This is a genomic window from Kribbella sp. NPDC049174, from assembly GCF_043197365.1.
GTDB lineage: Bacteria > Actinomycetota > Actinomycetes > Propionibacteriales > Kribbellaceae > Kribbella.
The window spans coordinates 151,044-176,500 of the sequence record NZ_JBICSZ010000007.1; the positions used below are offsets into that span (position 1 = coordinate 151,044).

The 25,457-nt window shown below is 69.0% G+C and carries 26 protein-coding genes; 19 read left to right on the forward strand and 7 right to left on the reverse strand.

Translation table 11 applies throughout. The features are described from left to right. Positions 1 to 30: 30 nt before the first annotated feature. Positions 31 to 1,269 (forward strand): RNA-guided endonuclease InsQ/TnpB family protein, encoded by a 1,239-nt coding sequence (locus ACGFIF_RS30460; protein WP_393159229.1) that lies wholly within the window; start codon positions 31 to 33, stop codon positions 1,267 to 1,269. Here ACGFIF_RS30460 and ACGFIF_RS30465 read toward each other — a convergent pair. Then, the gene (locus ACGFIF_RS30465) at positions 1,251 to 1,655 is read right to left on the reverse strand and encodes a GntR family transcriptional regulator (RefSeq protein ID WP_393159230.1); all 405 of its coding nucleotides are present in this window, start codon (positions 1,653 to 1,655) and stop codon (positions 1,251 to 1,253) included. The two genes, ACGFIF_RS30460 and ACGFIF_RS30465, sit on opposite strands and share 19 nt — an antisense overlap. 60 nt (positions 1,656 to 1,715) lie before the next feature. After that, entirely contained in the window at positions 1,716 to 3,032 is a 1,317-nt protein-coding gene (locus ACGFIF_RS30470) for a cryptochrome/photolyase family protein (RefSeq protein ID WP_393159231.1), read from the reverse strand. A gap of 106 nt (positions 3,033 to 3,138) precedes the next feature. Here ACGFIF_RS30470 and ACGFIF_RS30475 point away from each other — a divergent pair, with 106 nt between their 5' ends. The 11 genes from ACGFIF_RS30475 to ACGFIF_RS30525 all read left to right on the forward strand — a co-directional run bounded on the left by ACGFIF_RS30475 (position 3,139) and on the right by ACGFIF_RS30525 (position 11,487). Beyond that, complete coding sequence (locus ACGFIF_RS30475) at positions 3,139 to 3,843, forward strand: metal-dependent transcriptional regulator (RefSeq protein WP_393159232.1); 705 nt, start codon at positions 3,139 to 3,141, stop codon at positions 3,841 to 3,843. A 90-nt stretch (positions 3,844 to 3,933) separates the two neighbouring features. Continuing rightward, positions 3,934 to 4,713: a class I SAM-dependent methyltransferase gene (locus ACGFIF_RS30480; protein WP_393159233.1), complete on the forward strand. Its 780-nt coding sequence runs from the start codon at positions 3,934 to 3,936 to the stop codon at positions 4,711 to 4,713. A 42-nt stretch (positions 4,714 to 4,755) separates the two neighbouring features. Further along, positions 4,756 to 6,132: an aminodeoxychorismate synthase component I gene (gene pabB, locus ACGFIF_RS30485; protein ID WP_393159235.1), complete on the forward strand. Its 1,377-nt coding sequence runs from the start codon at positions 4,756 to 4,758 to the stop codon at positions 6,130 to 6,132. After that, the gene (locus tag ACGFIF_RS30490; protein ID WP_393159236.1) at positions 6,129 to 6,821 is read left to right on the forward strand and encodes an aminotransferase class IV; all 693 of its coding nucleotides are present in this window, start codon (positions 6,129 to 6,131) and stop codon (positions 6,819 to 6,821) included. The genes pabB and ACGFIF_RS30490 overlap by 4 nt, the downstream gene beginning before the upstream one ends. Next, entirely contained in the window at positions 6,818 to 7,297 is a 480-nt protein-coding gene (locus ACGFIF_RS30495; protein ID WP_393159238.1) for a hypothetical protein, read from the forward strand. The genes ACGFIF_RS30490 and ACGFIF_RS30495 overlap by 4 nt, the downstream gene beginning before the upstream one ends. 85 nt (positions 7,298 to 7,382) lie before the next feature. Next, positions 7,383 to 8,294, forward strand: a complete 912-nt coding sequence (locus tag ACGFIF_RS30500) for an SPFH domain-containing protein (RefSeq protein WP_393159239.1) — start codon at positions 7,383 to 7,385, stop codon at positions 8,292 to 8,294. Between the two features lie 9 nt (positions 8,295 to 8,303). Further along, complete coding sequence (locus tag ACGFIF_RS30505) at positions 8,304 to 8,513, forward strand: hypothetical protein (RefSeq protein WP_393159240.1); 210 nt, start codon at positions 8,304 to 8,306, stop codon at positions 8,511 to 8,513. After that, complete coding sequence (locus tag ACGFIF_RS30510; RefSeq protein ID WP_393159242.1) at positions 8,506 to 9,273, forward strand: GPP34 family phosphoprotein; 768 nt, start codon at positions 8,506 to 8,508, stop codon at positions 9,271 to 9,273. The genes ACGFIF_RS30505 and ACGFIF_RS30510 overlap by 8 nt, the downstream gene beginning before the upstream one ends. Before the next feature lie 125 nt (positions 9,274 to 9,398). After that, a complete protein-coding gene (locus ACGFIF_RS30515) occupies positions 9,399 to 9,758 on the forward strand; it encodes a GntR family transcriptional regulator (RefSeq protein ID WP_393159243.1) in 360 nt (119 codons plus the stop codon). After that, positions 9,758 to 10,714 (forward strand): ATP-binding cassette domain-containing protein, encoded by a 957-nt coding sequence (locus tag ACGFIF_RS30520; RefSeq protein ID WP_393159245.1) that lies wholly within the window; start codon positions 9,758 to 9,760, stop codon positions 10,712 to 10,714. The genes ACGFIF_RS30515 and ACGFIF_RS30520 overlap by 1 nt, the downstream gene beginning before the upstream one ends. Further along, positions 10,711 to 11,487 (forward strand): hypothetical protein, encoded by a 777-nt coding sequence (locus tag ACGFIF_RS30525; protein WP_393159247.1) that lies wholly within the window; start codon positions 10,711 to 10,713, stop codon positions 11,485 to 11,487. Before ACGFIF_RS30520 ends, ACGFIF_RS30525 begins: the two co-directional genes overlap by 4 nt. A 526-nt stretch (positions 11,488 to 12,013) precedes the next feature. Here the strand turns inward: ACGFIF_RS30525 and ACGFIF_RS30530 are convergent. From ACGFIF_RS30530 to ACGFIF_RS30540, 3 genes are all read right to left on the reverse strand, one after another. After that, complete coding sequence (locus ACGFIF_RS30530) at positions 12,014 to 14,656, reverse strand: glycogen debranching protein (protein WP_393159249.1); 2,643 nt, start codon at positions 14,654 to 14,656, stop codon at positions 12,014 to 12,016. A gap of 37 nt (positions 14,657 to 14,693) precedes the next feature. Next, positions 14,694 to 15,716, reverse strand: coding sequence for a LacI family DNA-binding transcriptional regulator (locus ACGFIF_RS30535; protein ID WP_393159251.1), 1,023 nt, complete (start codon positions 15,714 to 15,716; stop codon positions 14,694 to 14,696). Between the two features lie 149 nt (positions 15,717 to 15,865). After that, positions 15,866 to 16,606: an SDR family NAD(P)-dependent oxidoreductase gene (locus ACGFIF_RS30540; RefSeq protein ID WP_393159252.1), complete on the reverse strand. Its 741-nt coding sequence runs from the start codon at positions 16,604 to 16,606 to the stop codon at positions 15,866 to 15,868. 152 nt (positions 16,607 to 16,758) lie between these two features. Between ACGFIF_RS30540 and ACGFIF_RS30545 the strand changes: the two genes are divergently transcribed. From ACGFIF_RS30545 to ACGFIF_RS30560, 4 genes are all read left to right on the forward strand, one after another. After that, positions 16,759 to 18,231: an AlkA N-terminal domain-containing protein gene (locus ACGFIF_RS30545; protein ID WP_393159253.1), complete on the forward strand. Its 1,473-nt coding sequence runs from the start codon at positions 16,759 to 16,761 to the stop codon at positions 18,229 to 18,231. Between the two features lie 121 nt (positions 18,232 to 18,352). Then, a complete protein-coding gene (locus tag ACGFIF_RS30550) occupies positions 18,353 to 18,907 on the forward strand; it encodes a GNAT family N-acetyltransferase (protein ID WP_393159255.1) in 555 nt (184 codons plus the stop codon). Further along, a complete protein-coding gene (locus ACGFIF_RS30555) occupies positions 18,904 to 19,386 on the forward strand; it encodes a methylated-DNA--[protein]-cysteine S-methyltransferase (protein WP_393159257.1) in 483 nt (160 codons plus the stop codon). The genes ACGFIF_RS30550 and ACGFIF_RS30555 overlap by 4 nt, the downstream gene beginning before the upstream one ends. Before the next feature lie 68 nt (positions 19,387 to 19,454). Continuing rightward, positions 19,455 to 20,021 carry a YdeI family protein gene (locus ACGFIF_RS30560; protein WP_393159258.1) on the forward strand — a complete coding sequence of 189 codons (567 nt, stop codon included), beginning with the start codon at positions 19,455 to 19,457 and terminating at the stop codon, positions 20,019 to 20,021. A 31-nt stretch (positions 20,022 to 20,052) separates the two neighbouring features. Here ACGFIF_RS30560 and ACGFIF_RS30565 read toward each other — a convergent pair whose 3' ends face one another. Together ACGFIF_RS30565 and ACGFIF_RS30570 are read right to left on the reverse strand one after the other, a co-directional pair. Continuing rightward, the gene (locus ACGFIF_RS30565) at positions 20,053 to 21,270 is read right to left on the reverse strand and encodes a cation:proton antiporter (protein ID WP_393159260.1); all 1,218 of its coding nucleotides are present in this window, start codon (positions 21,268 to 21,270) and stop codon (positions 20,053 to 20,055) included. A gap of 1 nt (position 21,271) precedes the next feature. Next, a complete protein-coding gene (locus ACGFIF_RS30570; protein WP_393159262.1) occupies positions 21,272 to 21,757 on the reverse strand; it encodes a cation:proton antiporter regulatory subunit in 486 nt (161 codons plus the stop codon). 131 nt (positions 21,758 to 21,888) lie between these two features. On the opposite strand from ACGFIF_RS30570, the gene ACGFIF_RS30575 reads away from it, so the two are divergent. The 3 genes from ACGFIF_RS30575 (at position 21,889) to ACGFIF_RS30585 (ending at position 25,449) form a co-directional block, all read left to right on the forward strand. Next, positions 21,889 to 22,431 carry a PadR family transcriptional regulator gene (locus ACGFIF_RS30575; RefSeq protein ID WP_393159264.1) on the forward strand — a complete coding sequence of 181 codons (543 nt, stop codon included), beginning with the start codon at positions 21,889 to 21,891 and terminating at the stop codon, positions 22,429 to 22,431. 118 nt (positions 22,432 to 22,549) lie between these two features. Continuing rightward, positions 22,550 to 24,571, forward strand: coding sequence for an FAD-dependent oxidoreductase (locus ACGFIF_RS30580; protein WP_393159265.1), 2,022 nt, complete (start codon positions 22,550 to 22,552; stop codon positions 24,569 to 24,571). 62 nt (positions 24,572 to 24,633) lie between these two features. Then, positions 24,634 to 25,449 (forward strand): ABC transporter ATP-binding protein, encoded by an 816-nt coding sequence (locus ACGFIF_RS30585; protein WP_393159267.1) that lies wholly within the window; start codon positions 24,634 to 24,636, stop codon positions 25,447 to 25,449. The last annotated feature ends 8 nt before the right edge of the window (positions 25,450 to 25,457 follow it).

Sequence of the window (25,457 nt, forward strand, 5' to 3'; positions counted from 1 at the left end):
GTGTCGGTGCGAGCTGCTTGGATTCTTTCTGTGTCCCGCTACCGCCTCGCTCCGACGCCTGCCCAAGTCGCAGCGTTGCTGGAGCAGTGCGGGCATGCCAGATTCGTGTGGAATCTCGCCCTCGAACAGTGGTCGATGTGGCGGCCTGGTCGCCGCTCCCACGCTCCCCGGTTCGTGGCACAGGCACGCCAACTCACCGAGGCCCGCGCCAACAACGATTGGTTGCGCGCTGGGTCGCAGATGGTGCAGCAGCAGGCGTTGCGGGATTTCGATCAGGCTGTTACCCGGTTCTTCGCCGGCATCAACCGACGCCCGACGTGGCGCAAGGCCGGTCGGCACGAGGGCTTTCGCATCGTCGGCGCACAGGCATCCCGAACGGAGAGATTGTCGCGGAGGTGGGGACGAGTTCTCGTGCCGAAGGTTGGCTGGATCAGGTTCCGGCTGTCCCGCCCGTTGCCGGAGGCGAAGTCGTACCGGGTGACGCGCGACCGGGCTGGCCGCTGGCATGTGGCGTTCGCTGTGGCGCCGGATCCGATCCCAGCACCAGCCAATGGGGACGTTGTCGGTGTGGACCGCGGCGTGATCGTGTCCGCTGCCCTGTCGACCGGGGAGCTCCTGTACTGCCCAAGACTCAGGCCGGGCGAGAAATCCCGCCTCCTCCGGTTGCAGCGCCGCCTGTCGAAGGCTCAACACGGATCGAACCGGCGCGCCAGGATCGTGGCAGCGATCGCACACTTGAAGGCTCGGGAAACGGATCGGCGCAAGGACTGGGTCGAGCAGACCTCCACCGACCTTGCGCGTCGTTTCGACGTTATACGGGTGGAAGATCTCAGGATCCGGAAGTTGACCCGCTCGGCCAAAGGAACGGTCGCCGAGCCGGGGAAGAACGTCCGGCAGAAGGCAGGCCTCAACCGCGGCATCCTGGCCAACGGCTGGGGTTGTCTGGTCGAGCGGCTGGAGCACAAGGCCGTTGGGCGGGTGGAGAAGGTTGTGCCCGCCTACACATCGCAGACGTGTTCGCGCTGCGGGACCAAGGACAGGAAGGCGCGCGAGAACCAAGCCGACTTCCGGTGCCCGTCCTGCGGCTACATCGCGAACGCGGACGTGAATGCAGCTACCAACATCGCGGCAGGGCGTGCCGTGACAGCGCGTGGAGCCGATGGAGTCCGATCGGCTGCGAAACGTGAACCTCAACTCGCTACCTCCGCGTCGATGAGTTGGAATCCCCGTCCTTCGGGGCGGGGAGGACGTCAAGCTATGTCCTCCTGAGCGGCGGTCCGAAAGGTTGTCAGGAACAACGCCTCGATGCTCTCGTCGTCGAGGCCTGCCTTGCGTGCCTTCGCCAGCCAGCGGCGCAGGTCCTGCCGGAGCGGGCCGTGGGCGGCGAGGGTGTTGTCGGTCAGCGTGCGGGTCACGAACGTGCCGCGTCCGGGCCGGGCCTGGACCAGGCCTTCGTGCTCGAGTTCGCGGTAGGCCTTGAGCACCGTGTTCGGGTTGATCGCCAGCGTCGCGACCACGTCCTTGACGGTCGGCAGCTGGTCTCCCTCGCGCAGCAGACCGAGCCGCAGCGCGTTCCGGACCTGCTGGACGATCTGCTGGTACGGCGAGACCCCCGACCGGCCGTCCAGATGGAACTCGATCATCTCCAACCCCATTCATCTAGGTAACTAGCACTATAGGGGTATGGCTCAAGTAGTCGTCAAGACTCGGTGGTCTCAGCGGATCGCGTCGTACCTTCTGAGCGCCTCGCGACGGGCCTCGGCGTGGTCGACGATCGGGGCCGGGTAGCCGTCGGCGCCGCCGTGCTTCCACGGTTCGTGGGCGGCCTTGCCGTCGAGGTGACGCAGCTCGGGGACCCAGCGCCGGACGTACTCGCCGTCCGGGTCGAACTTCAGCCCCTGCCCGACCGGGTTGAAGATCCGGAAGTACGGCGCCGCGTCCGCACCGCAGCCGGCCACCCACTGCCAGTTCAGCGAGTTCGACGCGAGATCGCCGTCGCGCAGGGCCCGCATGAACCAGCGGGCACCGAACTTCCAGTGGACGTGCAGATCCTTGACCAGGAACGACGCGACGACCATCCGCACCCGGTTGTGCAGGAAGCCGGACCCGGCGAGCTGCCGCATTCCGGCGTCGACGAACGGGAGCCCGGTCCGGCCCGCGCACCAGGCCTCGAACGCGTCCCCGGGCTCGTCGTACGACATCCGCTCGAACTCGGGCCGCAACGGTTTCCAGGACGCGTCGGGATGCCGCCTCAGCAGGTCCGCGCAGAACTCGCGCCAGGCGAGCTCGCGCCGGTACGCGTCCGCGCCGGCGCTGCGCTTGCGGGCCAGGTCGGCGAGCATCGTGCGCGGGTGGATCTCGCCGTACTTGAGCGGGATCGACATCCGCGAGGTGCTGTCGAGATCGGGCCGGTCGCGCTCGTCGTCGTACCGGCCGACCTCGTCCAGGTACGCGCGCCAATGGTCCAGCGCGGCCTGCTCGCCGGCGCCGTGCGCCGTGCTGTCCGGGAGGTCTTCACTGTCGGCCGTGATCCAGTCGACCTTCGCCGGCGGGTCGACCGGCTGTCGCCAGCCGTGCTCGAGCCAGCTGCGGAAGTACGGCGTGAACACCTGGTAGGGACGGTTCTGCTGGTTCAGGATGCGGCCGGGCGCGATCGCGTACGGGGATCCCGTCGCCACCAGCGGACAGTTCAATGAGGCTTCAACTTCCGCATCCCGGTCCCGTCCGTACGGCGCGTGATCCGCAGTGATGTGGACGCTGGTCGCGCCGACCTCGTCGGCCAGCGCCGGGACCACCTCGGCCGGAGCTCCCCGTCGTACGACGAGGTTGCCGCCGATGGACTCGGACAGGCTCCGCAACGACGCCGCCAGGTGCGCACGCCGTGGATCGCCGGCTCGATCCCAGAGCCTGGGATCGAGGACGAACAGGGCCACCACCCGACCGCCGCCCGCCGAGACGGCGTCCAGCAACGCCGGATGGTCCGCCAGCCGCAGATCCCGGCGGAACCACATCACCGCTGCCACATCCCGCATCCTCCGGTAGTACCCACGACCATCCGCGGACCCGCGCCGACCCGCTACCACAAGAACCGAACAGGCGATTGGGTAAGGCTTGCCTCCATAGGCGAGAATGGTTTTCGTGAGCGAGCTGATCGATACCACCGAGATGTACCTGCGGACCGTCTACGAGCTGGAAGAAGAGGGCATCCTGCCGCTGCGCGCGCGGATCGCCGAACGACTGCACCAGTCCGGTCCGACGGTCAGCCAGACAGTGGCTCGGATGGAGCGCGACGGGCTCGTCACGGTCGAGGGCGACCGTCATCTCGAGCTCACCGAGGTCGGCCGGAAGCAGGCGGTCCGGGTGATGCGCAAGCACCGTCTGGCCGAGCGGCTGCTGGTCGACGTGATCGGGCTGGAGTGGGAGGACGTGCACACGGAGGCCTGCCGCTGGGAGCACGTGATGAGCGACGCGGTCGAGCTGCGGCTGCTGAAGATCCTGAACCACCCGACCGAGTCGCCGTACGGCAACCCGATCCCGGGGCTGGAGGAGCTGCTGACCGACGGCCAGGCGAGCGGGACCGAGGACTTCCGGATCGGCGTCGAGCCGCTGGACAAGGTGCTCGACCAGGCCACCGGTGACAGCGTGCGGGTGCTGGTCCGCCGGATCGCCGAGCCGGTCCAGACCGACGACGGCGCGATGGCGGTGCTGCGCAAGGCCGGCGCGCTGCCGGGCCGCGAGGTCGACTCCACCCTCGACGCCGAGGGTGTCCTGGTCGGCAGCCGCGAGGCCGGCGGCGTGATCAGCGACGAGACGGCCGGGCACATCTTCGTCAGCCGGGTCTGAGCTTTCCGTACTTCAAAAATGCATTAAGGCCGTCAACGCTGAGCGCTCGATGCTGTACAGCGTGTGGCCACGAGGTAGCGTCTGTCCGCAATGTCTGAGAACGAGATCGACTGGCCGGAGTATCTGCGGGAGTTCCACACCGCGGCTCCGGGCAGCACCGAAGCCCTGCTGTCCCGAGCGGTGGCAGGCGACCACACGCCGTACCGCTGGCTGGTCCGCGCTGTCTCCGGCGAGGCCCGCCGGGTGCTCGACCTGGCGTGCGGGAACGGTCCGGTCGCGCGTGAGCTGTACGGGCGGTGGGTCGTCGGTGTCGACAACAACCCGGCCCAGCTCGCCGGCGCACCGGGTCCGAAGGTGCAGGCCGATGCGTTGCACCTCCCGTTCGCGAACGAGGTCTTCGACGTCGTCACCTGCTCGATGGGACTGATGGTGCTGCAGCCGCTGCCCGCCGTACTGGCCGAGGCGGCCCGGGTACTGCGCCGCGGCGGCGTACTGGCCGCGATCGTGCCGGCCGTGCGACCGCTCCGGCGTGGTGACATCCGCACGTTGAGCGGGCTGACCACGCGGCTGCGGTCGACCCCGCAGTTCCCGGCCGGTGGTGAGATCACCGAGCTCAAGGACAAGTTGCATCACGCCGGTTTCGACGTGATGGAGAGCCAGCGCGAGCGGTACGTGTACATGATCCGCACCCGCGACGACGCCCATCGACTGGTCAACGCGCTCTACCTTCCCGGTACGCCGGACCTCCGCCGCGACACCGCCGCCGGCTGGCTCGCCGACCGCGCCGAGTCCAAGGACGGCCTCGAGGTCGCCATCCCGATCCGCCGAATCACCGCCATGAGAACCAAGCTGGCCCTGACCGTCTCCTGAACCCAGGCCCTCACCGGCGCCCACGGTAGGTAACGTGTGCCTGTGAGTGCGCTGCGCTGGTCTGTGCGGACGGTTGACCGGGCGCTTGACGGTGAGACGGTCTACCGCGAGCTGCTGGCCGGGGAAGCTGTTGCGTTCTGGCTCGACGGGAGTCTGACCGATCGGGCGGTCCGACGGGTGTCGGTGCTCGGTACGACGCTCGGGGTCGGCGCGGAGGTCGTCGTGCGGGATGTTGCCGATGGCGACGTGTTCAGCGAGTTGCAGGGGCTGATCGCGGCCAAGGGGGCGCGGCTGGACGACGTACCTGCAGAACTGGCCGGGGTGTTCAACGGTGGGTACGTCGGGTACTTCGGGTACGAGCTGAAGGCGCTGACCGGGGGAGTCGCGGCGCACGAGTCGCCGACGCCGGACGCGCTGTGGATCTGGGCGAACCGGTTCGTGGTGATCGACCACGACCGGGATGTGAGCTACCTGGTCAGCGTGGACGAGGGCGACGACGGGTGGCTCGATCGGGCCACGCGGAGTGCGGCCCATTGGTCGATGTGCGGGGTCGACACACCGGCGATCGCGCGGCTCGATCTCGAGACGCATCTGGAGCAGGACCGGGCGACGTACCTGGCCGGGATCGGCAAGTGCATGGCCGCGCTCGAGGCCGGGGAGACGTACGAGGTGTGCCTGACGAACCGCGTCCGGCTGCCCGCCGTCCCCGATCCGTTCGAGTTCTTCCTCTGGCAGCGGGCCCAGAACCCGGCGCCGTACGCCGCCTTCCTCCGGTACGGCGATCTCGCAGTGGCCAGCTCGTCGCCGGAGCGGTTCCTGACCGTGGACGCGGACGGCTGGGCGGAGTGCCGGCCGATCAAGGGGACCGCACCGCGGGAGGCGGACCCGGCGGCCGACCAGCTCGCCGCGAAGGCGCTCGCCGAGGACGAGAAGACGCGGGCCGAGAACCTGATGATCGTCGACCTGATCCGCAACGACCTCGGCCGGGTGAGCGAACCGGGGACGGTGCACGTGCCGCAGCTGATGGAGGTCGAGACCTACCGGACCGTCCACCAGCTCGTTACCACCGTGCGCGGCCGGCTGCGGTCCGGGGTGTCCGCGGTCGACGCCGTCCGGGCCTGCTTCCCGCCGGGGTCGATGACCGGGGCGCCGAAGATCCGGACGATGGAGATCCTCGACGCGCTCGAGTGGAGTGCGCGCGGGGTGTATTCGGGGGTGCTGGGCTACCTGACCGTGGACGGGCGGGCGGATCTCAGCGTGGTGATCCGGACGGCGGTACTGACGCCGTCCGGGACCGTGGTCGGGACGGGTGGGGCGATCGTGCTCGACTCGGACCCGGTCGCGGAGTACGACGAAATGGTGCTGAAGGCAACGGCAGCCGTCGGCGGGAACGCCGCGGCCGAAGGGTGGGGGAAATGAGTGAGTTGCAGGTGGCGGATTCGTTCCTGGTGGCCAATGGCAAGGTTCGGGGGATCGAGCTGCACCGGGAACGGTTCGTCGGGTCGTGTGCGGCGGCCGGTGTCGAGGCTTCGGCCTTCTGGACCGAGCAGGTCGGCCGGCTGCCGGGGTTCGGCCGCTGGTTCCCTCGCTTCGAGCTCCGAACGTCGGGTGAGTTGGCGGTCCAGCTCCGACCGGCTCCTCCGGTCGGGGGTCGCGTGCGGGTCGCCGTCCACGAAGGTCCCGACCCACGCACCACGCCGCGGGTGAAGGGTCCCGACCTGGAGCTCCTCGGCAAACTCAAGGAAGCCGCGTCGCACCGGGCCGACGAGATCCTTCTCCTGGACCAGGACGGCACGGTGCTGGAAGCGGCGTTCTCCGCCATCGCCTGGTGGGACGACGACACCCTCTGCTTCCCACCCGCCGACCGCCCGCTCCTCCCGTCGGTCACCGCCGCCCTGCTCCGCCAGGTCGCCACCACCCAAAACGTCGAGATCGCCGAACGAGCCTGCACCCCCGCCGACCTCCAGTCCCACGAGGTCTGGCTCCTCAACGCCCTCCACGGCATCCGCCCCGTCCACGCCTGGTCCGACTCCGCCATCGACCCCCTCCCCAACTCCCAATCCACCACCTGGCAACAACACCTCACCGCCCTCGCCCAACCGCTATGAAACCCCTGCCACCGCACGAACAGCTGTCGGTCTCGACGGACCTGCCGCTGATCGAGCGCTGGCTCGAGAACAACCTGGTGTCGGCCCAGGCGACCGTCGCGATCGACCGGGCGGCCTTCGACTCGAACCTGGGCCACGTGCTCCTGGTCGTCTCCGTCCGGGAGCTGTCCGAGGTCGACCGCGCCCGCGAAGAGCTCACCGCCCTCGTCGTCTACCCCGACCGCCTCCGAGTACGCCGCTGGAAGCCCGCCGAAGCCGAACTCCGGCGCATCCACGACTGGATCTGTACGAGGCCGACCCTCCCCGGCAGCGAGGACACCAAGATCACTTCCTGGGGCCCACACCACGAGACCGGCCTCATGTGGGTCACCCTCAACCGCAAGGACGAGACCTACGCCGCCTATCTCGTCAAGGCCAGCGGCGGCCTGATCGCCGTGGACCCCACACCCACGACCATCGTCGCTCTGACCGGCTGACCCGGGCGTCCGATGCGTCGGCGGGAGCGTGTGTTGAAAAAGTGATATCACAATGCTACCTTTTGGATATTCGAGAGGAGTGGTGATGGCTGAGGTGGATGTCGCGGTGGAGATGCCGGCGCCGAAGGTGACGGAGCGGGTGGCGCGGGAGATCAACGGGTGGCCGATGGCCGGGGTCGCGTTCGTGCTGGTGGTGCTCGGGGTGGTGTCGTTCGTCCTGGGGATCGCGAACGGGACGGGTGCCGTGGTCGTGATCTCGATCCTGGTGTTCCTCGCCGGGCTGACCGTGGCCGGTGGGTTGACGCCGGTGGCGCCGGGCCGCGCGCGGGTGCTGCAGATCCTGGGGCGGTACAGCGGGACGATCCGCACCGACGGGCTGCGCTGGGTGAATCCGATCGCCACCCGCAAGGTGGTGTCCACCCGGATCCGTAACCACGAGACGGCCGTTGCCAAGGTCAACGATGCCGACGGCAACCCGATCGAGATCGCCGCGGTGGTGGTCTGGCAGGTCGAGGACACCGCGCAGGCGACGTTCGAGGTGGACGACTTCGTCGAGTTCGTCGCGATCCAGACCGAGACCGCGGTCCGGCACATCGCGAACAGCTACCCGTACGACGTCCACACCGAGGACGGCGGGTTGTCGCTGCGAGACAGCACCGACGAGATCACCGAGACACTGTCGACCGAGATCGGCGCCCGGGTGCAGGCTGCCGGGGTCCGGGTGATCGAGTCCCGCATCACCCACCTCGCGTACGCGCCGGAGATCGCGCAGGCGATGCTGCGCCGCCAGCAGGCCGGTGCCATCGTGGCCGCCCGGCAGCGGATCGTCGAAGGGGCGGTCGGCATGGTCGAGCTCGCCCTGGATCGGCTGTCCGAGCACGACGTCGTCGAGCTGGACGAGGAACGCAAGGCCACCATGGTCAGCAACCTGTTGGTCGTGCTGTGCGGTGACAAGGACGCCCAGCCTGTGGTCAACACCGGCACGCTCTACCAGTGAGGCCCCGCCGTGGCCGTCGAACGCAAGAAGATCCTGCTCCGGCTGGATCCCTTGGTGCATGATGCGCTGGCCCGCTGGGCAGCCGACGACCTGCGCAGCACCAACGCCCAGATCGAGTACCTGCTCCGCCGGGCGCTCGCCGACGCCGGCCGGCTCCCGTCCGGGGTCGGCAAGATGCGCCGCCCGGGCCGCCCGTCCAAGGAGGAAGACGATGAGTAGAAGTGTCAGTACCGTCGCCTCAGGCAACCACCTCAGCTTGGTGCGTGCCCCGGGCGGCCGCGGGACGCTGCCGCGGCGGCCTCCGCTCCGGCGTCCCCGGGTTGTTGCCCTCGGCAGGGTTCAGGCCCCGGACGCCTTGCCTGCAAGACTTTTTCTGTTGGCCTACGATCCGGAGAGCGGGCGTCTGGTCGGCCGATGGACGAAGCTGGGCCGGACCCTCCGGGCCGCCGCGCTCGTCGATCTCCAGCTGAGCGGAAACCTTGCCGACGACAACGGCCGGGCCCGGCTGACCAAGGCGGCCGATCCGGTCGACCCGGTGCTGGCCGGGGTGCTCAAGGACATCCGCCGGGTCGGCCCGCGGAAGTGGCGGACCTGGGTCGACCGGCGCCACGGCGCGATCGTTCGTGACGTCCGCGACGAGCTCGAGCGCGCCCGCCTGATCAAGGTGGAGCGCTACCGCATCCTCGGCCTGTTCCCGGCCGACCGCATCACCCTGCGCCATCCGCTGGTACGACGCCACTTGCTGCGTAACGCCACGGACACGCTTCGGCCGGCCCGTCTCGTCACACGCATCGACCTCCGCGACGCGGCGGTCGTCGTACTGGCCGCGACGGGGGACCTGCGCACCGTCGTGACCAAGGACCAGCGCGCCCGGCACAAGGACCGCCTGGCCCAGCTGGCGGTCCGCGTCGGCCCGGTGGTCCCGGCCCTGAAGAAGGCACTCCAGCAGGCCCACGCGTCCGCCTCCTCCGGCGGATAGGCCGATCGGTCGCGACCCGGCCCGGCCGATCGTGAGACCTGATGACCTGGCGGGGGTGCTATGGTTCGTTGCTCAAGTAATGAACCTAAGAACCTACGCGCCTGGACCCGGGAGAGGAGGCCGTGATGTTCGATGACCGGAGCCCGATCTATCTGCAGATCGCCGAGCAGATCAAGAACGACATCGTCACCGGCGCCCTCGCCGAGGATGAGCAGGTGATGTCGACGAACCAGTACGCCGCGTTCTACCGGATCAACCCGGCCACCGCGGCCAAGGGGTTCGCCCAACTGGTCGACGAGGGTGTCCTCTACAAGAAGCGCGGGATCGGGATGTTCGTCAGCCCGAACGCGCGGGACCTGCTCCGCACCGCCCGGCGTGACTCGTTCTTCGCCGACGTGGTCGACCCGATGATCCGCGAGGCCAAGGCGATCGGCGTACCACTGAAGGACGTCGTCCAGCACATCCGCATCTACGGAGACGCCTGATGACCAACCGCACCGTGGAACCCACAGACCTCGCCGCCGCGACGGAGACCGAGCATGCACTGGCGGCGCGGACGGAGAACCTGTCGGTCCGGTTCGCCAGCGTGCCCGCGCTGGACCGGCTCGACCTGCGGCTGGCACCGGGCAAGATCCATGGCCTGCTCGGCCGCAATGGCTCTGGCAAGAGCACTCTCGCCGCGGTCCTGGCGGGATTCCGCCAGCCGGACGAGGGCCGCGTCCTGATCGAGGGCGGCGACCTCGGTACGGCGGCCGAGCCGTACGAGAACGCGGTCGTCACCAGCCGGATCTGCCTGATCCGCGAGACGGGCGACCTGGTCGACGCGGCGCAGGTCAAACAGGTGATCGGTCTCGCCGCGAGCCTACGTCCGTACTGGGACAGCGACCTCGCCGAGGAGTTGCTCGACCGGTTCGAGCTGCCGACGAACCAGAAGGTGCAGAAGCTGTCCCGCGGTAAGAAGTCCGCGCTCGGGGTCGTCCTCGGGCTGGCCAGCCGCGCGCCGCTGACCATCTTCGACGAGACCTACCTGGGCATGGACGTGCCGTCCCGCAACCTGTTCTACGACGCTCTGCTCGCCGACTACGCCGAGGTGCCGCGCACGATCGTGCTGTCGACGCACCTGGTCAGCGAGGTCAGCACGATGCTCGAGGAGGTCGTCATCCTCGACAACGGCCGGCTCGTCACGCAGTCGCCGGTCGACGCCCTCCGCGGTCGCGGCGCATCGATCGTCGGTCCGGCCGCGGTGGTGGACGAGTTCACCTCCGGGTTCACCGTGCTCGCCGAGGAGAAGCTCGGCGGCACCAAGTCCACCACCGTGCTGGGCGATCTCGATCCCGACCTGCTCGCCGAGGCAGATGCGGCCGGTCTCGAGATCGGTCCGGTCGGACTGCAGGACCTGTTCGTCCATCTCACCGCCAATGGCAAGGGAGCGCGCCGATGACGACCACAGTCGACAAGGCCCGTCCGGCGTACGCCCTCCCGCGTGGCGTCACCTCGACCAACCGGTTGCGGCAGGTCGTGCTGGCGATGATGGTCGGCACCCGGCCGATGCTGACCGGCTACTGGCTCGTGATGCTGTTCCTGTTCCTCGCGATCAGCGTCGGGTATCTGGTCGCCACCGGCGGGCTCCCCCGTAGCACGTGGGACTGGGGCACCCAGTCGCCCAAGTACTTCTCGATGGCGCTCGGCATCACCATCACCCCGGCGTACGTCGGCCTGATGATCGCCCAGGGCGTCACCCGCCGGATGTTTTCCGTTGCCGCGAGCATCTACCTCACCGGCGCCGCGATCGCGACGGCGTCGCTGTGGGTGCTGATGTATCAAGGCGAGCGCTTGCTTTACAGCGTCCAGGGCTGGTCGCAGACGATGGAGAACCCGCACCTGTTCCACGACACCACGCAGGCCGGTCTGATCTTCACCGAGTTCTTCCTGCTGATCCTGTCGCACGAGGCGGCCGGCTGGTTGCTCGGCATCACGTTCTACCGGTTCGGCTTCTGGCGCGGTGTGCTGATGCTGCCGCTCTCGCTGATCCCGGCGGCGGTGACCGAGTTCCTGTTGATCGCTCAGTGGCTCGCCGACGTGTTGAACGGCATCGGCTATCAGCGTCCACCACTCGCTGTCGCCGTACCGTCCATCCTGGTGGTCAGTGTCCTCGGGATGTACGTCGGCTACCTTCTGCTGCGACCGATGGCACTGAAACAAGCGAAGGGCTGACACCCTGGTTATGCACAGGGGGTGTGCATAAGTCGAGGTATTTCTGTGGATGGTTGCGGTATCACTGTGGACGACACGCGGTCGCTCGCGAATTGACGAAATCTCTTGGCAGGAAAGGCTTGTGCGGCCCTGGGGAGCGGCGGTAGAAATGTCGACACGCCGCTTCTGATCTGAGCGGTGGGTCGAACGGAAACCGAGGACCCTAGCGGTGGGGATCCCCACTGAGGTAGACCGGTGACGGGGTCTGCCGGCCCAACGGACCCGTTCGGGAGGCTGGAGACGTCACCTTCCTTCAGCTATGCGGGGCCCCTCCGACTCATACTCGGAGGGGCCCCGCTTCTTTGCGCTTATCGGCACCGATCGGTGCCGATAACAACACACTCAGTGCCGACCACACAGGGCCGACAGCAAAGGGCCGGCCGGCGCACAGAACGGTTGTGCGCCGGCCGGCGGTTCGGGGCTCACCGGGTCGGAGTCCCGAGGGCGGCCGTGGCGGCCCGGCAGGAACGAGCCGCCACGGGGTCAGTCAGCGAAGGGTGATCTTCAGCGCCGAGGACGAACCGCGGGCCGCGACCTGCACCTCCACTCCACGCGTCGTGGTCACCAGCTGGTACGACGCCGCGCGACCGTCCAGCGAGACACTCTTCACCGTCGCGCCGGCCGGCAGGACGGCGCCGATCGTGAACTTCGCGCCGACACCCTTCACCCTCACGTCGGTCCGCAATTCCTTACCTGCAAGGCGTGCGGACACATCGACCGAGCCGCGGCCGAGCCGGATGTTGCTACCGGCCACCTTCTGCTGGCCTTCCGGAAGCTGCGGAATCACCGCGACCGTGCCGTGCCCGAGGTCCGGGTCCACACCGAGCTGCTGGTGCACGACCGGCCACAGGATGCCGTACGCGCCCCACGCCTGGAGCGACATCGAGCGGTCGTAGAACGGCCGGCCGATGTTCGCCGGTGAGTCGGGTGACGGTGCGATCTCCGGCATCGCGCCCGGGGTCTCCCACACCGTCGGGTCGAGCTGGATGCGGGCGTTGCCGGTCGTGTAGACCTGCTGCTGGTCCTTGCCCAGCCGTCCGTAGTTGCCTTCAGCAACCGCCATGATCGACGTGTTCAGCCCGAACATCGCCCGCTCGCTCTGGACCGTCGAGACGATCGGGTCACAGGAGGCGCCACGGTTGCCGCCCGGAGCCGACGTCGGCCCGGTGCCGGTGTGGAACAGGCCGAATTCGCCTGTGTAGCAAGGCGTCTCGCGCTGCTCGAGGGCGATGGCGCCGTGCTCCGCGGAGGCCAGCGGAGAGTCTGGCTGACCGGGCCGGTTCAGGACCGCCTCCATCGGCGTGACACCGATCCAGTGCCGCTGGAAGATCGGCGTGTTGTCGTTGGCGGGGTTGGCCGGGTCGTCGACCGAGTCGGCGTACCCCATCGCCTGCGGGACCCACCACTGCGCCTCGAAGCGGGACTCGAGGTCGTTCGCGCGGGTGGTCGCCCACTGCTGGACCGCTGTGTCCTTCTTGGACGCCGCCAGGTCGGCGAGATCGCGGAGACCGCGGGCCAGGTAGACGGTGCTGTCGAGCTTCTCGACACCCATCCCGCTGCGCTCGACGTTGGCCAGGCCCTCCGGCCAGCCGTCGCCGTCCTTGTCCAGCTCGCGGTAGACGTACTGCAGGTTGCGGACGCTGAAGTCGTACATCGAGTCGCGGAACTTGTCGTCACCGGTCCACCGCCACAGCAGTGCGACGGCGCTCGGGAACTTCACCGTCTCGTCGGTGTTGCCCGCGCTCTGGTTGGAGCCGAAGTAGACGTCGCCGGTCGGGACCACCTCGTGCGCGACCTTGCCGCTGCGGTTGTTGAGCAGATCGCTGATGTCGCGCAGCGCGCGCAGGTGCTCCTTCACCGTGTCGAACTGACCGGCCGCGACCGCGGCGAAGGCCATGTACTCACCGTCGGTCGCGAAGATCCACGGGTAGTCCGGGAAGCCCGCGCCGAACCAGCGCGCGGCCTCGACGGTACCGACCGGTGCCGGGTAGTCCTTGCCCTCGTTCACGTCGCGGATGCGCAGGTTGCGTGCCTCCTGGACGGAGTCCGCGAGGTTCTGCTTGCTCCACTCGACACTCTGCTGCAGTAGCCGGTCACCAGGAAGGTCCACCGCGGACATGCTGTCGATCTCTTGCCGGTCCCGAGTCTTTGCCTTCAGCAACGCTTCCGGGCTGCTCAGAGCACGGCGGTACTCGCGTTGAGCGGCCGACACTCCGTCATCCGAGCCGGCGACGGCGAACCAGACCGTCTTCGACTGACCGGGCGCGAGTTTGACGTCGTACGTGAGTCGTCCGCCGGTGCCCTTGCCGACGAGCGAGTCGTCGCAGCGTGCGGGCGTCGTACCGTCGGCCGGGCAGATCACCGCCGGGTCCTGCGGACCGCGGTTGTTCGGGCTCAGGGCGTGGCCCGTCGGACGCAGGGACGATCCGACGAACGCGGCGAAGTCGTGGGCGGTCGCGTTCGGGTGCGGCGGTGTGCCCTGCTCGCGGAATCGCAGCGAGCCGTCGGCGTACGCGCCGGTGTCCGGCAGGTTGGCGGTGGCCGCACTCGGCGTCGTCCAGCCCCACGGGTAGGACTGCATCAGCTCGGAGTGTGCGTCCACGTCGAGCTTGACCGTCTTCGCCGTACTGGACTCGAGTGTCAGGCCGACGAGGGTCGCCCGGATGCCGTCGGGGACGAAGTCGGTACGGCGGACGCGGACATCACCGGAGTAGTCGATCCGGCTGTAGCCGTGGCCGCTGGTGTACTTCTGCGCGGCCACGTCCTTCCCGAGCCAGGCGCCGTCGAGCCCGAACCACAGGCCGTCGAGGAGCTTGATCGGCTGGGTCCAGAAGCCGCCCATCTCACCGCGGATGTGCCATCCGGCCGCGGGGTAGAGGCCGGTCTCGTCGCCCATCGCGTAGGCGCGGTCGCCGACCACCAGCGACCGCCGGTCGGCAAGCCGGGTCGTTTCGGACAGCTCGGACGGTGCGGCGGTCGGTCCGGAAGCTGCCTGGGGTGGGGTCGAGCCGGCGGTCGCGGAGGCGGTGCCGGCCAGGATCGTGGCTGCGGCGAGCAGCGTGATGCCGGCCGTCCGCCGGGCTCGACGTGGTGGGGCGGTGCTGCGTCTGACGGTTGGGCGGAGAGTCATGGCGGTGTCCTCCTTTTCGCGGCGCGCGTGCACCGCATCAGCCAGGGGCTGAACTACCCCTGATCACCAGTTCTGGTTGCAGCAGGCGTTCGGTCGGTACGCCGTTGCTCGTACCGGTCAGGCTCGGCGTTTCAGTGAGAGTGGCGATGAGCTCGGACGCGATCTGGTCCATCGGCTGCCGGAGACTCGTCAGGCCGGGGGAGACCACCGACGCGAGCGGTGAGTCGTCGAAGCCGGTGACGCCGACGTCGACGCCGGGGGTGAGACCGCGGCGGCCGAGCTCGCGGAGTGCGCCGAGGGCGAGAATGTCGCTCAGGGCAACGATTCCGTCCGGCGGCTGGTCGCTGTCGAGCAGCTCGGCGGTGGCCCGGGCGCCCTCGTCGATGGCGTCTTCGCCGCAACGCACGGCCAGCCCGGCGGTGGGAAGGCCGAGCTCCTTGCAGCGGCCGCGCCAGCCGGCCAGCCGGTCCTCGGCCAGGCCGGACGACTTCGGCCAGCTGAGGAAGGCGATCCGCCGGCGGCCGGTGTCGTACAGGTGCTGCACCGCCGTCGCGGAGCCGGCCGCGCCGTCGACGTCGACCCACGGGCCGGGCTGGGTGGTCTGCTTCCACACCCGGCCGAAGGACACGAACGGGATCTGCTTCTCCTTCAGCCAGCCGTGCCGCGGGTCGTGCGTCTCCGTCTGCGAGAGCACGAACCCGTCGACCAGGCGGCGCGCATGCAGGTCGTCGTACGTCGGCATGCCGTCGACGGCGGCCGGGGCGGTGAACAGGAGGATGTGCCGGCCGGTCGTCTCGGCGGCGGTGCAGAGTTCGTGCAGGAACTGGTCCATCACCAGGTGGGTCTGGTTCGGCCAGCTGGGGACGCAGTAGCCGATCAGTTCGACGGCGCTGGTGCGCAGGCTGCGGGCGTTACGATTGGGCCGGTAGTTGAGCAGCTCGATCGACCGGTTCACCCGCTCGAGCGTGTCCGGCCGGAGGCGATGCGGTGCGTTCAGAGCGTTCGACACCGTCTGGACCGACACCTCGGCGTGGGCGGCAACCTGCTTCAACGTAGCCACGGCAACCTCCCACGACACTTTGAACGTTAAAAACAACCGCAGTCTGCCGCTCCGCCCCGGCCATGTCAACGCCTCGGCCGCGACCTTCGATGGTCGCGGCCGAGGCGGTGGTGCCGACGGACCCGCGGTGGTCCCCGCAGGAGTACGGATCAGGCGGTGTGGCCGCCGTCGATGGTTAGTTCGGTGCCGGTGAGGTAGGCGGTGGTCGGGCCGGCCAGGTAGGTGATCGCGGCCGCGACCTCGGTGGTGGTGCCGAAGCGGTCCAGGGCCAGGTCGGCGATCTGGGCCGCGGCGTACGGGCCGTCCGCCGGGTTCATGTCGGTGTCGATCGGGCCCGGCTGGACGACGTTCGACGTGATGCCGCGCGATCCGAGTTCACGGGCCAGGCCCTTGCTGAGACCGACCAGTGCCGACTTGCTCATCGCGTACAGCGTCATCCCCGGGCTGGTGACCCGGCCCGCGGCGCAACTGCCGACGTGGATCATCCGGCCGCCGTCGGACAGTCTCAGTACGGCGGCCTGCGCGGCGGCGTAGACACCACGGATGTTCACCGCGAGCACCCGGTCCACATCGTCGAGCGTGAAGTCGCCGATCGGGCCGATCGCGCCGACACCCGCGTTGTTGACCAGGATGTCGAGCCCGCCGAGTTGGTCCGCGGCCCGGGCCACGCCGTCCGCCACTGCGATCGCGTCGGCCGCATCGACCTCGAACGCGTACGCCGTCCGGCCGAGGGCCTCGATCTCCTTCACCACCTTCGCCGCGGCGTCTGCGGAACTGTTGTAGGTCAGCGCGACATCCGCGCCGCGTTCGGCAAGCGCGATCGCGGTCGCCGCTCCGATTCCGCGGCTGCCACCGGTCACCAATGCCTTCTTGCCAAGTAGTTCGTTCATGTCTTCCAGTTGACCTTGGTGCGTCGCCTGGTTCTGGCGGAAATCGGACGCCGGATCCTGGCGTCGCGTTTCCGCTATCCGACCCAGTTCGCGATCCCTCCATGTCGCAAAACCGCTAGAGACTGTCGGCGGCAGCAGGGATGCTGGGGGACGTGTACGAATGCAGAGAACGGTGCGTCCGCGCGGTCCAGTCCAAGGACGCGCGGTTCGACGGCTGGTTCTTCACCGCGGTGCTGACGACGAAGATCTACTGCCGGCCGAGTTGCCCGGTGGCGCCGCCGAAGGTCGAGAACATGCGGTTCTACCCGAGCGCCGCCGCCGCTCAGCAGGCCGGGTTCCGCGCCTGCAAGCGCTGCCGCCCGGACGCCAGCCCGGGGTCGCCGGAGTGGAACCACCGCGCCGACCTCGTCGCCCGCGCGATGCGGCTGATAGCGGACGGCGTGGTCGACCGCGACGGCGTACCAGGCCTTGCCACCCACCTCGGGTACAGCGTCCGTCAGGTCCAGCGCCAGCTGCAGGCCGAGCTCGGCGCCGGTCCGCTCGCGCTCGCGCGGGCGCAACGCGCGCAGACCGCCCGGCTGCTGATCGAGACCAGTGAGCTGCAGATGGCCGACGTGGCGTTCGCGGCCGGGTTCTCCAGCGTGCGGACGTTCAACGAGACGGTGCAGGAGGTGTTTGCCCTCGCGCCGACCGAGCTGCGCAGCCGGGCCAAGAAGGGTACGACGACCGCCGCGCCCGGCACGATCTCACTCCGGCTGCCGTTCCGCGCACCGCTGACTCCGGACAACCTGTTCGGCCATCTGATCGCGACCGGCGTACCAGGCGTGGAGGAGTGGCGCGACGGTCACTACCGGCGCACGCTCCGGCTTCCGCACGGCCATGGTGTCGTCGCGTTGAAGCCGATGCCTGACCACATCGCCTGCCAGCTGTCACTCAACGATCAGCGTGACCTGGCGATCGCGATCAGCCGGTGCCGCCGGATGCTCGACCTCGACGCCGACCCGGTCGCGGTCGACGACCTGCTGGGCGCCGACCCGGTGCTCGCAGCGCTGATCGCGAAGGCGCCTGGTCGCCGGGTGCCGCATACGGTCGACGGCCAGGAGTTCGCCGTACGGGCTGTGCTCGGGCAGCAGGTGTCGACAGCGGCCGCGCGGACGCACGCTCATCGGCTCGTCCGGCAGCATGGTGAGCCGATCGAGGACGCGGCCGGCGGGCTCACGCATCTGTTCCCGACCATGCAGGCGCTGGCCGAGCTCGATCCGGAGACCCTCGCGTTCCCGAAGTCCCGTCGTACGACGCTGATGACGCTGATCGAGACGCTCGCCGCCGGTGAGATCGACCTCGGCGCGGGGAGCGACTGGGACAAGGCACGTGCGCAACTCACCGCACTGCCGGGGATCGGGCCGTGGACGGTCGAGTCGATCGCGATGCGTGCGCTGGGCGACCCGGACGCCTTCGTGGCCAGTGATTTGGGTATCCGGTACGCGGCGCGTGATCTAGGCTTGCCCGAGGCCCCCAAATCCCTGATCGCCCACGCCCGTGCGTGGCGGCCGTGGCGTGCCTATGCGGTGCAGTACCTGTGGGCCACCGGCGACCATGCGATCAACAAGATCCCCGCGGAGTGAGCATGACTGTATTGAAGGCCACGCTGCCGCGCGGCAGGTCATGGGGCTTTGGCTCCCGGCCTTCCCTCGTCACTCCAGTCGCTTCGCTCCCTCCACTCCTCAGTCCAGGCCGGGAGGCCCCATGACCGAATTGACCACCGACCGCCTGCTGATGCGCCAGTGGCGCGACTCGGACCGCGAGCCGTTCGCGGCGTTGAATGCGGACCCGGCGGTGATGGCGCATTTCCTGGCACCGCAGACCCGCGAGCAGAGCGACGCGCTGATCGACCGGAACATCCCCGAGATCGAGGGACGCGGCTGGGGTCTGTGGGCGTTGGAGGTGAAGGACACCGGCCGGTTCATCGGCTTCACCGGGTTGTCGGTGCCGAGCTTCGAGGCGCACTTCATGCCCGCGGTCGAAATCGGCTGGCGGCTCGCGAAAGAGGCCTGGGGCAACGGTTATGCGACCGAGGCGGCCCGGGCGACGCTGGCCCACGGGTTCGGTCCGGCCGGGCTGACGGAGATCGTCTCGTTCACCACGACCACCAACCTGCCGTCCCAGCGGGTGATGCAACGGATCGGTATGACCCACGACGAGGCCGGCGACTTCGATCATGTCCGCCTGCCGGATGGTCACCGGCTCCAGCCTCACGTCCTCTACCGGATCAACCGTGCGCGGTGGGAGGCGACGCGTTGACGTACGCCGTGATGGACAGTCCGCTCGGTCCGCTCACCCTGGTCGAGCGGGACGACGGCCTCGCCGGTGTCTACATGGAGCAGCACCGTCATCGCCCGCCGATGGAGACCTTCGGCCAGCGTGACGATTCGGTGCTGCCGGCGGTGGCCGAGCAGTTGACCGAGTACTTCGAGCACGGCCGGACGACGTTCGACGTACCGCTGCACCTGGCCGGGACGCCGTTCCAGCAGCGGGTGTGGACGGCCCTGCAGGACATCTCGTACGGCGAGACGACCACGTACGGCGAACTTGCCCGGGCCCTCGGCCTCGTGCCGGGCGCATCGCGGGCGGTCGGCCTCGCCAACGGCAAGAACCCGATCAGCATCATCGTCCCGTGCCACCGCGTGGTCGGGTCGACCGGCAGCCTGACCGGGTACGGCGGCGGCCTCGACCGCAAGCAGGCACTGCTGGACCACGAGCGCGGCGACGCACTGTTCTGAAGCTGCGCCGAATGTCTCTCCGAGAAAGTGCTCATTCGGTGCGCACTTATTGGGTGCATCCTCTAGGTATGAGCACATTGACCGATGAGGACGCGCTGGCCTGTTCGACCGTGGCGGAGTGGCGCGCGTGGCTGGCGGCGAACGGGCGGACGGAGCGGTCGGTCTGGCTGATCGTTCACCGGAATGACGAGGGTGTCGGTCTGATGAGTGCGGTCGAGCAGGCGTTGTGCTTCGGCTGGATCGACAGCAAGACCGTGAAGCGTGACGACAAGACGACGTACCAGTGCTTCACACCGCGGAACCCGCGCAGCACCTGGAGCAAGATCAACCGCGAGCGGGTCGAGGAGCTGATCTCGGCGGGTCTGATGGACGCGTCCGGTCAGGAGCTCATCGACCTGGCCCAGCGCACCGGCACCTGGGACCTGCTCGCCGACGCCCAGAACCTGATCGTCCCCGCCGACCTGGCCGCCGCCCTGGCCGCGAATCCGCCGGCGGACAAGCACTTCCAGGCCTTCCCGCCGTCCTCGCGCCGGGCGATCCTCGAGTGGATCACGCTGGCCAAACGGCCGGAGACCCGAGCGGGCCGGATCGAGCAGACCGTCGCCCAGGCAGCCCAGAACGTCCGCGCCCGCTGACCGACCGGCGGTGGTCAGCGGGCGCGTGGGCTCAGCTCGCAGTGTTGGCCGGGTCGTCCAGGCGTTCGGCGGCGGGAGGCCCGGCGGGGGTCTGCTTGCGGGCCGTCAGGCGGCGGGCGAGCGGTTCGGTGTAGCGGGCGGCGATCGGGCCGAGGACGACCAGGATCAGCACGTACGCCGTCGCCAGCGGGCCGAGTCTGGGTTCGACGCCGACCGCGAGACCCGCGATGACGATGGAGAACTCGCCTCGGGCGACCAGGGTGCCGCCGGCCCGCCAGCGTCCGGCCGTCCCCACGCCGGCCCGGCGGGCGGCATACCAACCCGTCGCGATCTTCGTCAGCGCGGTGAGCAGTGCCAGCCCGAGCGCGATCGCGAGCACCGGCGGGATCTCGGCCGGATCCGTGCTCAACCCGAAGAACACGAAGAACACCGCGGCGAACAAGTCCCGCAACGGACTGAGCAGGTTCCGTGCGCCGTGCGCGACTTCACCCGACAACGCGATCCCGACCAGGAACGCGCCGACCGCCGCCGACACCTGCAGTTGCTGCGCGATACCCGCGACCAGCAACGTCAGCCCGAGGACGACGAGCAGCAACATCTCCGGGTTGTCGGAGGACACCGCCCGGCTGATCACGCGTCCGTAGCGCACGGCAACGAACAGCACGATGCTCACGGTGCCGAGCGAGATCAGCAGCGTCATGCTGCCGCCCGCCAGTCCGACACCGGCGAGCAGGGCGGTCAGGATCGGCAGGTAGACCGCCATCGACAGGTCCTCGAGCACCAGAATCCCCAGCACCACAGGGGTTTCCCGGTTACCGAGCCGGCCGAGATCGCCGACCACTTTGGCGATCACACCCGATGACGAGATCCAGGTGACACCGGCCAGCGCGACCGCGGCGACCGGTCCCCAGCCGAGCAGCAATGCGACGGCGGCACCTGGCAACGCGTTGAGCAGGAAGTCCACGACCCCAGAGATGTACTGCGTCTTCAACGTGCCGACCAGATCGCTGGCCGTGTACTCGAGGCCGAGCAGCAACAGCAGCAGGATGACGCCGATCTCGGCGCCGGTGGCCACGAACTCCTCACTGGCTGCCAACGGCAACAGTCCGCCGTGGCCGAAGGCCAGCCCGGCCAGCAGGTAGAGCGGAATCGGCGAGAAGCCGAACCGGGAGGCGATCCGGCCGAGGATGCCGAGGGCGAGGATGACCGCGCCCAACTCGATCAGGAGGGCGGTGATGTTCTCGTGCACGTCACCCTCCCGCGATCAGGTCGTAGACCGCGTCGACGCCCTCGCGGGTGCCCACGACGACCAGCGTGTCCCCGGTGGCGAACCGGAAGTCCGGGGTCGGGGACGGGGTCGCGCCGGTCCGGCGCAGTACGGCGACGATGGACGCACCGGTCCGGCTGCGGGCCTGGGTGTCACCCAGCGTGCGACCCGAGTACGGCGACTTGGCCGTGATCGGGATGTGCTCGGTGATCAGGTCGATCTCGATCTCGTTGCGCACCGGGTCGATCGGTGCCGGGATCAGCAACTGGGCGAGCGCGGCCGCTTCACCGGGATCCAGCGGCACGGAGTCCTTGCAGTTGTCGTCGTCAGCGGGATCGTGGAAGCCGAGGAACCGCCGTCCGTCGTTGTGCACCACCACCGAGACGTGCTGGCCGCCTTCGGTGGTCAGGTCGTACCGGGTGCCGATCCCGGGCAACGTCGTCCTGGTCGGATGGGCCTGCTGGTCCATGATTCCTCGATCCGCGATAGCTGGCGTCTGCAACCATTATCCCAAATCCTGAGCGGCCTGTCCGGCGCTCAGCTGTGATCCAGGCTGCAATCAGGTGCACTGCAACCAGTTGCATAGGTACGCTGCCGGACATGGCCCTGGAACACGCGATTCTCGTCTCGCTGACCGAGCGGGCCGGGACCGGTTACGAGCTGGCCCGGCGGTTCGACCGGTCGATCGGGTACTTCTGGCCGGCCACCCACCAGCAGATCTACCGGGTGCTGCGCCGGATGGACGAGGCCGGCTGGGTGCGGCACACCGAGATCGCCCAGGACGGGCGGCCGGACAAGAAGGAGTATCGGGTGTCCGCGGCGGGGAAGGCGGAGCTGAGCCGCTGGCTGGCCGAGCCGGAGGATCCCGCCGTACTGCGGGACGGCCTCGGCGTGAAGTTGCGGGGTGCGTCACTCGGCGATCCGGGCGTCGTACTGCGGGAGGTCGAGCGGCACCGGGCCGAGCACGCCACCCGGCTCGAGGTGTACCGCGGGATCAGGACCAGGGACTTCCCGAAGCCGGCCACGCTGCGCGGGCGGGACCTGCACCAGTACCTCGTCCTCCGCGGCGGCATCCGCGCCGAGGAGTCGTTCGTGGACTGGTGCGACGAAGTGATCGAGGCCCTCCGGAAGGATGATCGATGACTGTGCTTTTGGCCGGGCCTTCGGCGCCGGCGTGGTCATGGGGCCTTGGCTCCCGGCCTTCCCTCGTCGCTCCAGTCGCTTCGCTCCCTCCACTCCTCAGTCCAGGCCGGGAGGCCCCATGACCGCGTATCCACATCTGTTGCGACCACTCGATCTTGGTCACGTCGTGCTGCCGAACCGGGTCATCATGGGCTCGATGCACACCGGTCTGGAGGACCGGGCGAAGGACCTGCCGAAGCTGGCCGCGTACTTTGCCGAGCGTGCTCGCGGCGGCGTCGGGCTGATGGTCACCGGCGGCTACGCACCGAACCGGACCGGCTGGCTCACTCCCTTCGGCTCCAGGCTGACCAGTCGCCGGCAGGCCCGCAGACACCGGATCCTCACCGACGCGGTGCACGCCGAGGGCGGTCTGATCGCACTGCAGATCCTGCACGCCGGTCGCTACGCGTACCACCCGTTCAGCGTCTCCGCCTCGGCGCTGAAGGCCCCGATCAACCCGTTCAAGCCGCGGGCCCTGACCGATCGCGGCGTACACCAACAGATCAAGGCGTACGTCGACTGCGCCGCGCTCGCCCGGGAGGCCGGGTACGACGGCATCGAGATCATGGGGTCCGAGGGCTACTTCATCAACCAGTTCCTGTCCGAGCGCACCAATCAGCGCACCGACCGCTGGGGCGGCAGCCCGGAGAACCGGCGCCGGCTCGCGGTCGAGATCGTCCGGCGGACCCGGGAACGCGTCGGCGACGACTTCCTGATCATCTACCGGCTGTCGATGGCCGACCTGGTCGAGGGCGGTCAGACCTGGGACGAAGTCCTTGCGTTGGGCAAGGAGATCGAGGCGGCCGGTGCGTCGATCATCAACACCGGCATCGGCTGGCACGAGGCACGCGTACCCACCATCGTGACGTCGGTCCCGCGCGCGGCCTTCACGAGCGTGACCGCAGCATTCAAGCCGCACGTGAGCATCCCGGTCGTCACCTCGAACCGGATCAACCTGCCGCAGGTCGCCGAAGAGGTGCTGGCCCGTGGTGACGCCGACCTGGTCAGCATGGCCCGGCCGTTCCTTGCCGATCCGGACTGGGTGCTCAAGGCAACCACTGACCGGGCCGACGAGATCAACGTCTGCATCGCCTGCAACCAGGCCTGTCTGGATCATGTCTTCGCCAAGCGGAAGGCGAGCTGCATGGTCAACCCCAGGGCGGCCCGGGAGACCGAGCTCCAGCTGGTGCCGACCCGTCGTACCAAGAACATCGCGGTCGTCGGGGCCGGGCCGGCCGGGCTGGCCGCGGCGGTGACGGCGGCCGAGCGCGGCCACTCGGTGGAGCTGTTCGAGGCGAGTGACGAGCTCGGCGGACAGTTCGGGATCGCGCAGCGGATCCCCGGCAAGGAGGAGTTCGCCGAGACGATCCGGTACTACCGGCGCCGGCTCGAGCTGACCGGCGTCAAACTGCACCTCGGCCGCCGCGCGAGCGTCGAGGACCTGGCCGGTTTCGACGAGATCGTGCTGGCCACCGGCGTCGTCCCGCGGATCCCGGCCATCCCCGGTATCGACCACCCGAAGGTTCTCTCGTACGTCGAGGTCGTCCGCGACCGCAAGCCGGTCGGCAGCACCGTCGCCGTGATCGGAGCGGGCGGGATCGGCGTGGATGTCAGCGAGTTCCTGACCACCGAGTCGTCGCCCACACTGGACCTGGAGGCATGGAAGGCGGAGTGGGGTGTGACCGATCCGACAGTCGCACCCGGCGCACTCACCACGCCACGCCCGGAGCCGTCTCCTCGGCAGGTCTACCTCCTGCAGCGCAAGGCCGGGAAGGTCGGTGCCGGCCTCGGGAAGACGACCGGCTGGGTGCACCGCGCGGCCTTGAAGAACAAGAAGGTCGAGCAGCTTCGCGGTGTCAACTACGAGCGCATCGACGACAGCGGCCTGCACCTGACCTTCGGCCCGAAGCGTGAGAATCCAAGGGTTCTGGACGTCGAGACCATCGTCGTCTGCGCCGGGCAGGAACCGGTCCGCGACCTCGCCGACGCGCTCCGGGAGACCGGCCGCCCGGTTCACCTGATCGGGGGAGCCGACGTCGCGGTCGAGCTGGACGCCAAGCGCGCGATCGATCAGGCGACCCGGCTGGCGCTCACTCTCTGAGCCGGTGCGCGGACAGAGAGCAAAGCTGACAGTTCAAGTAAGGTAAGGCTATCCTCTGCTCCATGCGGGAAAAGGTGGGGCTGGCCGGGGACGACCTGCGCCTCGGCTATCACGGCAAGCTGGTGGTCGACGGCGCCTCGTTGCGGATCGAGGCGTCCAGTGTCACCGCGCTGGTCGGCCCGAACGGCAGCGGGAAGTCGACGCTGTTGCGCGCCCTGGCGCGGCTCCACCATCCCGACGGTGGCCGGATCACCTTCCCGGACGGCGTGGACGCGCTCGACCTGTCCGCGAAGGAGTTCGCCCGCAAGGTCACCCTGCTGTCGCAGTCGCGGCCGACTCCCAACGGTGTGAGTGTGCGCGACGTCGTCGGGTACGGCCGGCATCCGCATCGCGGGCGCTGGCGGGCCGACGACCCGGACGGCAAGCGAGCGATCGACCACGCGATGGCTGTCACCGGTGTGACCGCGATGGCCGGGCGTGCGGTCGACGAGCTGTCCGGCGGTGAGCTGCAACGCGTGTGGCTCGCGACCTGTCTGGCCCAGGACACCGGTGTCCTGCTGCTGGACGAACCGACCACGTTCCTCGACCTGCGCTACCAGATCGAGATCCTCGACCTGATGCGCGAGCTCGCCGACTCCCACGGGGTAGCGGTCGGCGTCGTACTGCACGACCTGAACCAGGCCGCCGCCGTCGCGGACCGGATCGCATTGCTCGATCAGGGGCGGGTACGTGCGACCGGTACGCCGGAGGAGGTGCTCGAGGCGGAGGCGTTGACCGAGACCTACGGCATCCGCATCGAGGTCGGCACCGACCCGGCCACCGGCTTCGTCACCACCCGCCCGATGGGCACTCATCTAAGCCGCGTCACGACAATCTGAGGTCAACT